The 4512-nt window shown below is 61.7% G+C and carries 3 protein-coding genes and 1 tRNA gene; 3 read left to right on the top strand and 1 reads right to left on the bottom strand.

The annotated features are described in order from the left end of the window. Window positions 1-196: 196 nt before the first annotated feature. From EN994_RS19160 to EN994_RS19145, 3 genes are all read left to right on the top strand, one after another. Window positions 197-1084 carry a D-alanyl-D-alanine carboxypeptidase family protein gene (locus tag EN994_RS19160; protein WP_063169763.1) on the top strand — a complete coding sequence of 296 codons (888 nt, stop codon included), beginning with the start codon at window positions 197-199 and terminating at the stop codon, window positions 1082-1084. Between the two features lie 692 nt (window positions 1085-1776). Beyond that, window positions 1777-2703, top strand: coding sequence for a DUF1003 domain-containing protein (locus tag EN994_RS19150; protein ID WP_063169764.1), 927 nt, complete (start codon window positions 1777-1779; stop codon window positions 2701-2703). 132 nt (window positions 2704-2835) lie between these two features. Then, window positions 2836-2912: transfer RNA gene (locus tag EN994_RS19145), tRNA-Arg, on the top strand. 364 nt (window positions 2913-3276) lie between these two features. On the opposite strand, the gene EN994_RS19135 is transcribed toward EN994_RS19145, so the two are convergent. Next, window positions 3277-3669 carry an MAPEG family protein gene (locus EN994_RS19135; RefSeq protein WP_013528384.1) on the bottom strand — a complete coding sequence of 131 codons (393 nt, stop codon included), beginning with the start codon at window positions 3667-3669 and terminating at the stop codon, window positions 3277-3279. Window positions 3670-4512 lie beyond the last annotated feature (843 nt).

Raw genomic sequence — 4512 nt, 5'->3', positions numbered from 1 at the left:
ATACCACGCCCCTTCCCACGGGAAACGCGGCCTTGGCAAGCAAAGACACGGGAAAACCGGCGTTTTCGGGGCGGATGCCAAGCTTGCGAGGCTCGACAATCCTGGGGCTAACCGGCATTAACCAAATGGACGCAACAGCCGCGTTACGTTAGCGTCGTCTCATCTCAGCAACAGCCGACCCAGAACAGTCCAGCCCTTGTCCTACCTGCGTCCCTTTCCGCTCATCCAGAGAGTTTTTGCGGCACTAGCCCTGCTGGTGCTGCTGGCCGGCTGCGCCACGACGCCGCCCGACAGCGTGCTGGCCGTGCCCGCGCCGGCGCAGAAATATGCGGCCATCGTGGTTGACGCCAGGACCGGCAAGCAGCTGTTCGAGGTCAGCTCGACGGCGCAGCGCTACCCCGCCTCGCTGACCAAGATGATGACGCTGTATCTTTTGTTCGAGGCGCTGGAGTCCGGCCGCGTCAGCAAGCAGACGCAGATCCCGGTGTCGGACCATGCCGCCTCGCAGCCGCCGACCAAGATGCGCTTCCGGCGCGGCGAGAGCATCGACGTCGATTCCGCGATCCGCGCCATCGTCGTCAAATCGGCCAATGACGTGGCGGTGGCGGTCGGCGAATATCTCGGCGGCTCGGAGGATCAGTTCGCCGCCATGATGACATCCAAGGCGCGCCAGCTCGGCATGACCAGCACGACCTTCCGCAACGCGTCGGGCCTGCCCGACGATGGCCAGATGACGACGGCGCGCGACATGGCGGTGCTCGGCATGGCGCTGCATCAGCGCTTTCCCCAGCAGTTCCACTATTTCTCCGAAAGCGACTTCATGTTCCGCGGCCGGCTGGTGCGCGGCCACAACGACATGCTCGGCCGCGTGCGCGGCGTCGACGGCATCAAGACCGGCTACATCAGGGCGTCCGGCTTCAACATCGTCACCTCCTACAATGCCGACGGCCGCAATTTGATCGTCGTGGTGATGGGCGCCGACTCAGCCCGCCAGCGCAACGACCATGTCGAAGCGCTGATCCAGCGCAGCCTGTCGCCGACCACGGACGGCGCCAAGACCAGGCTGATGTTCGCGGAACAGTGAGGAGTGGTCCGCGTAGCGGACAAAAAGCCAATTGCTTGGCTTTTTGAACGACGAACGCCCTGAGCCTGCGAAGGGCGAGCTGCCGGTAGCAAGCATCGCGCTTGGCTGCGCGGGGATGGATATCGATAGGAATTTTTTCTTGACCCTGAGGGCAGCTATGCTACTATTTTCGGTATGGTGCTGAGTCGCGCCAATTGATCGACTGGAAACGTGACCCGCCCGCAAGGCGGGTTTTTTGTTGCCCGCCGCCCTGCAGAACCTTGTGCACGTTGGCGGGACAGCGCCCTCCTCTGTCCTGCCGGATGTTCGTCGCTCGGAAAGCCAAGCAATTGGCTTTCCGCCCGCTGCGCGGACCGCTCCTCAACCCCCGCAAGGGGGGAGATTGGCAGCTTCGGCGCTCCGCTCACTCCTGTGACGGTGGAAATTGGCGAAAGCCGGGACAACAGCCAATCTCCCCCCTTGAGGGGGAGATGTCCGGCAGGACAGAGGGGGGTGATTGGCGCAAACATCGGGCAAGTTCTTCCCGCTCCGGCCAATTTCGAACGTCTCCACCCTCCCTGAGGGGCGAGCCGCCGTCAGCCACATCGCCTCTCCGATCAAAAACACTTGTCCGGCCTGCGAAATCCGTGCCCGGCGCTGGCTATGCGCCGCCACCTCTGTCTATCGTCGCCCAGCACCCTCAGGAGCCCACCATGAGCACCGTCCCCAAAACGTCCGAACAGGCGGCAGACAATCAGAACGATGACGGCGGCGAGTATTTCGAGGCGCCGATCGTCGGTGAGCTGGAGGCCGATCCGGTATCGGACGAACACTTCGACACGCCCGAAGTGCCGGACTCCGAACCGGCAGGCCCCGGCGCCCACCGTGGCAAGCCGAAGAAAAAGCCGTCGGCGATATCGGGCCGCAAATTCCGCAAGCGCGATCTGGTGCGCATCGACACGCTGCGCCCGAGCCTCGCCGACCGCATCCGCTCGGACCATCCCGACCTGCCGGCCGGCGCCCGCATCAGCCGCGCCGAGCTCGGCCGCTACCGCATGCGCTATATGGAGGAGCTGCTGCAGCAGGAGCACGGCGAATTCTCCGAGCTCGACCGTCAGGTGGTCGAATCGATCGCCAGGCAGGACACGATTTCCGAAAACTCGGAAGAAGAATTCGAGGAGCACCGCACCTTCGCCGACCGCGTCTCCGACAACATGGCGGCCTTCGGCGGCAGTTGGTGGTTCCTGATCTCGTTTGGTAGCGTGCTGCTGGTGTGGATCGGCATCAATCTGGTCGCCGGCATGTCGAGCGCCTTCGATCCCTACCCCTTCATCCTGCTCAACCTGCTGCTCTCCTGCATTGCCGCCATCCAGGCGCCGATCATCATGATGAGCCAGCGGCGGCAGGAGTCCAAGGACCGCCTGCGCTCCTTCAACGACTACCGCGTCAACCTCAAGGCCGAGCTCGAAGTGCGCCATCTGCACGAAAAGCTCGACTACCTCATCTCGCGCCAATGGACGCGGCTCGCCGAAATGCAGCAGATGCAGCTGGACGCGATGCACGAACTGGCGGGCGCCAAGAAGCCGAAGCGGGCGGTGCGTGGAAGGCGGACGGTGAAGGCGGGGGCGGGAACCTCGTAGGCCGCAGCCTGGACGCACCCGGCCCAAGTCGCTACGCCAATCGCCAATTGCCCGTTGAAGCCCGCGCCCGCTTCCGCTAAGAAGCCGTGACTTGCCGGTTCACCGGCTGGTTCGTTTTCCGGATTCCGGAAAGCACCCGTAGCTCAGCTGGATAGAGCGCTGCCCTCCGAAGGCAGAGGTCACAGGTTCGAATCCTGTCGGGTGCGCCAGTTCCATGTAGGTCCGTTTCGGGGCACTGCGTTTGTCGTTGGCAGCTTTGCGGTCGAGCAGGCTCACGCGGCCCTTCAGCCCTTCAAAGGCATAATTCTTCTCAACCGCCAGCCAGGGCAACCGCCAGCGTTCGGCGGCGAGGGTGTCGCGAGCCCGCGAATGGGCCACCTGCGTCGTGAAGAAGGTACACCCCTCATTGCTCGGCTGCCGGCCGGCCGTCGAACCACATGTAATAGGAGGCGATGAGCATTTGGCGCCCCTCGAACGCGTCCAGCAATATTACCGACCCGACACCGATCGGAGGGAGTGCGCCCTATCTCCGCTTATGAGGTACCGTGCCGTTCTCCCGCGGCTGGGGAGCGCCTAGAGCATCAGATAGATGATCCGGCCCAGAGCGCCAAAAAGCAGCGCGAAGGCTGCAATCGACTGGACGAAGAAGCCGGGATAGCGCTTCAAGGGCGCGGTGCGATACCCTACGAAATATGCAATCCGACCTATCATCCAGAGCAGCCCAAGGCCGGAAGCCCACGCGGCATTCCAGTAGATCGCGAACAGCCACATCGACGGCATAAAGATAGGAAACCATTCCACCGCGTTGGCATGTGCCCGGATGGTTCGTTCAAGGAGCGGGTCGCCGGTCATTGCGGGCGCCAGTATGCCAGTCTTCTTGTGGGTTCTCGCGACCGTCACCGCCATTCCGAATATCATCAAGCTACAAAACAGCGTCACGAGAGCTACCGGGTAAAGCCGTTCCATGTTTGCCTCCTCTCATGGTCGGGACAGTAGGCAAGCAAAGGTTATCGGCAAGGGCAAGGCGCAGGCAGATCTTTCCTGACAACCAGCGCCAATAAGAGCGGGGTTGTCAGTTATATAATTGCCCTTTTTGTTAATCACCCGAAAACGATGGGCAAGTTATGCCATCAGCGTCCCTTCCGTGGAGGCGGTGATGGCCATCGGCATACCGCCGTGCGCGATTGACACGCTGCCCGGCGGAAGGCAAAGAGTGACACATTATTGGCAAAGGGGAATGTCGATGAAGAAAATCTATCAGAAGCCCGTTTTCACGAAGCGTGAGCGACTGTCGTCAGTGACGGCTTCGCCCAGCTCATCCGGGATTATCGATTAACCAAGAGAGTTACAGTTTTGGAAAGCCCGCTGCCGAAAGGTGGCGGGCTTTTTGCTTTCTCCAGGAAACGACAGCCGATTCCGCAAGTCGGCACCGTCAACCTCAATTTCAAGTTCGGCAGACGCAACTGCCTGTGGGACCGCGTGCAGGGCAAGGTTAGCGGACCAGTGCCGAAGGCCTGAAGAAAGACAAAGCGGAATGGTTCAAGCCCGCCTTGTCGGACGGGTGCGAAGAAATGCATCGCCATGCGAAGCTGCTGGACTGCCCGGAGGAGAAGTAATGCCCGTGGTAAAAGGGCTCCCTGAAGCGCGAGAACAGGCTCTGCACTCGCGATCTAGACCATCAGGCTTAATTGCTGGATTCCTGTTGTGCCGGTAGCGTAATCGGGCTGGGGTGTCCAGCACTGGCCGGCACGGCGTGTCCAACCCCAAATTCGCAACCGTGCCGGTCTGTTGCACCAATGGGAATGAATG

The organism is Mesorhizobium sp. M7A.F.Ca.CA.002.09.1.1 (assembly GCF_003998555.1).
In the GTDB taxonomy this organism is placed as follows: Bacteria; Pseudomonadota; Alphaproteobacteria; order Rhizobiales; family Rhizobiaceae; genus Mesorhizobium; species Mesorhizobium ciceri.
The sequence above is the reverse complement of the archived record's forward strand: the minus strand, read 5'-3'. Positions and strand labels throughout refer to the sequence as shown.

What these genes read in the sequence shown, in the direction of transcription:
- EN994_RS19150 (WP_063169764.1), top strand. Translation starts at nt 1,777, where the DNA reads ATGAGCACCGTCCCCAAAACGTCCGAACAGGCGGCAGACAATCAGAAC.
- EN994_RS19135 (WP_013528384.1), bottom strand. Translation starts at nt 3,669, where the DNA reads ATGGAACGGCTTTACCCGGTAGCTCTCGTGACGCTGTTTTGTAGCTTG.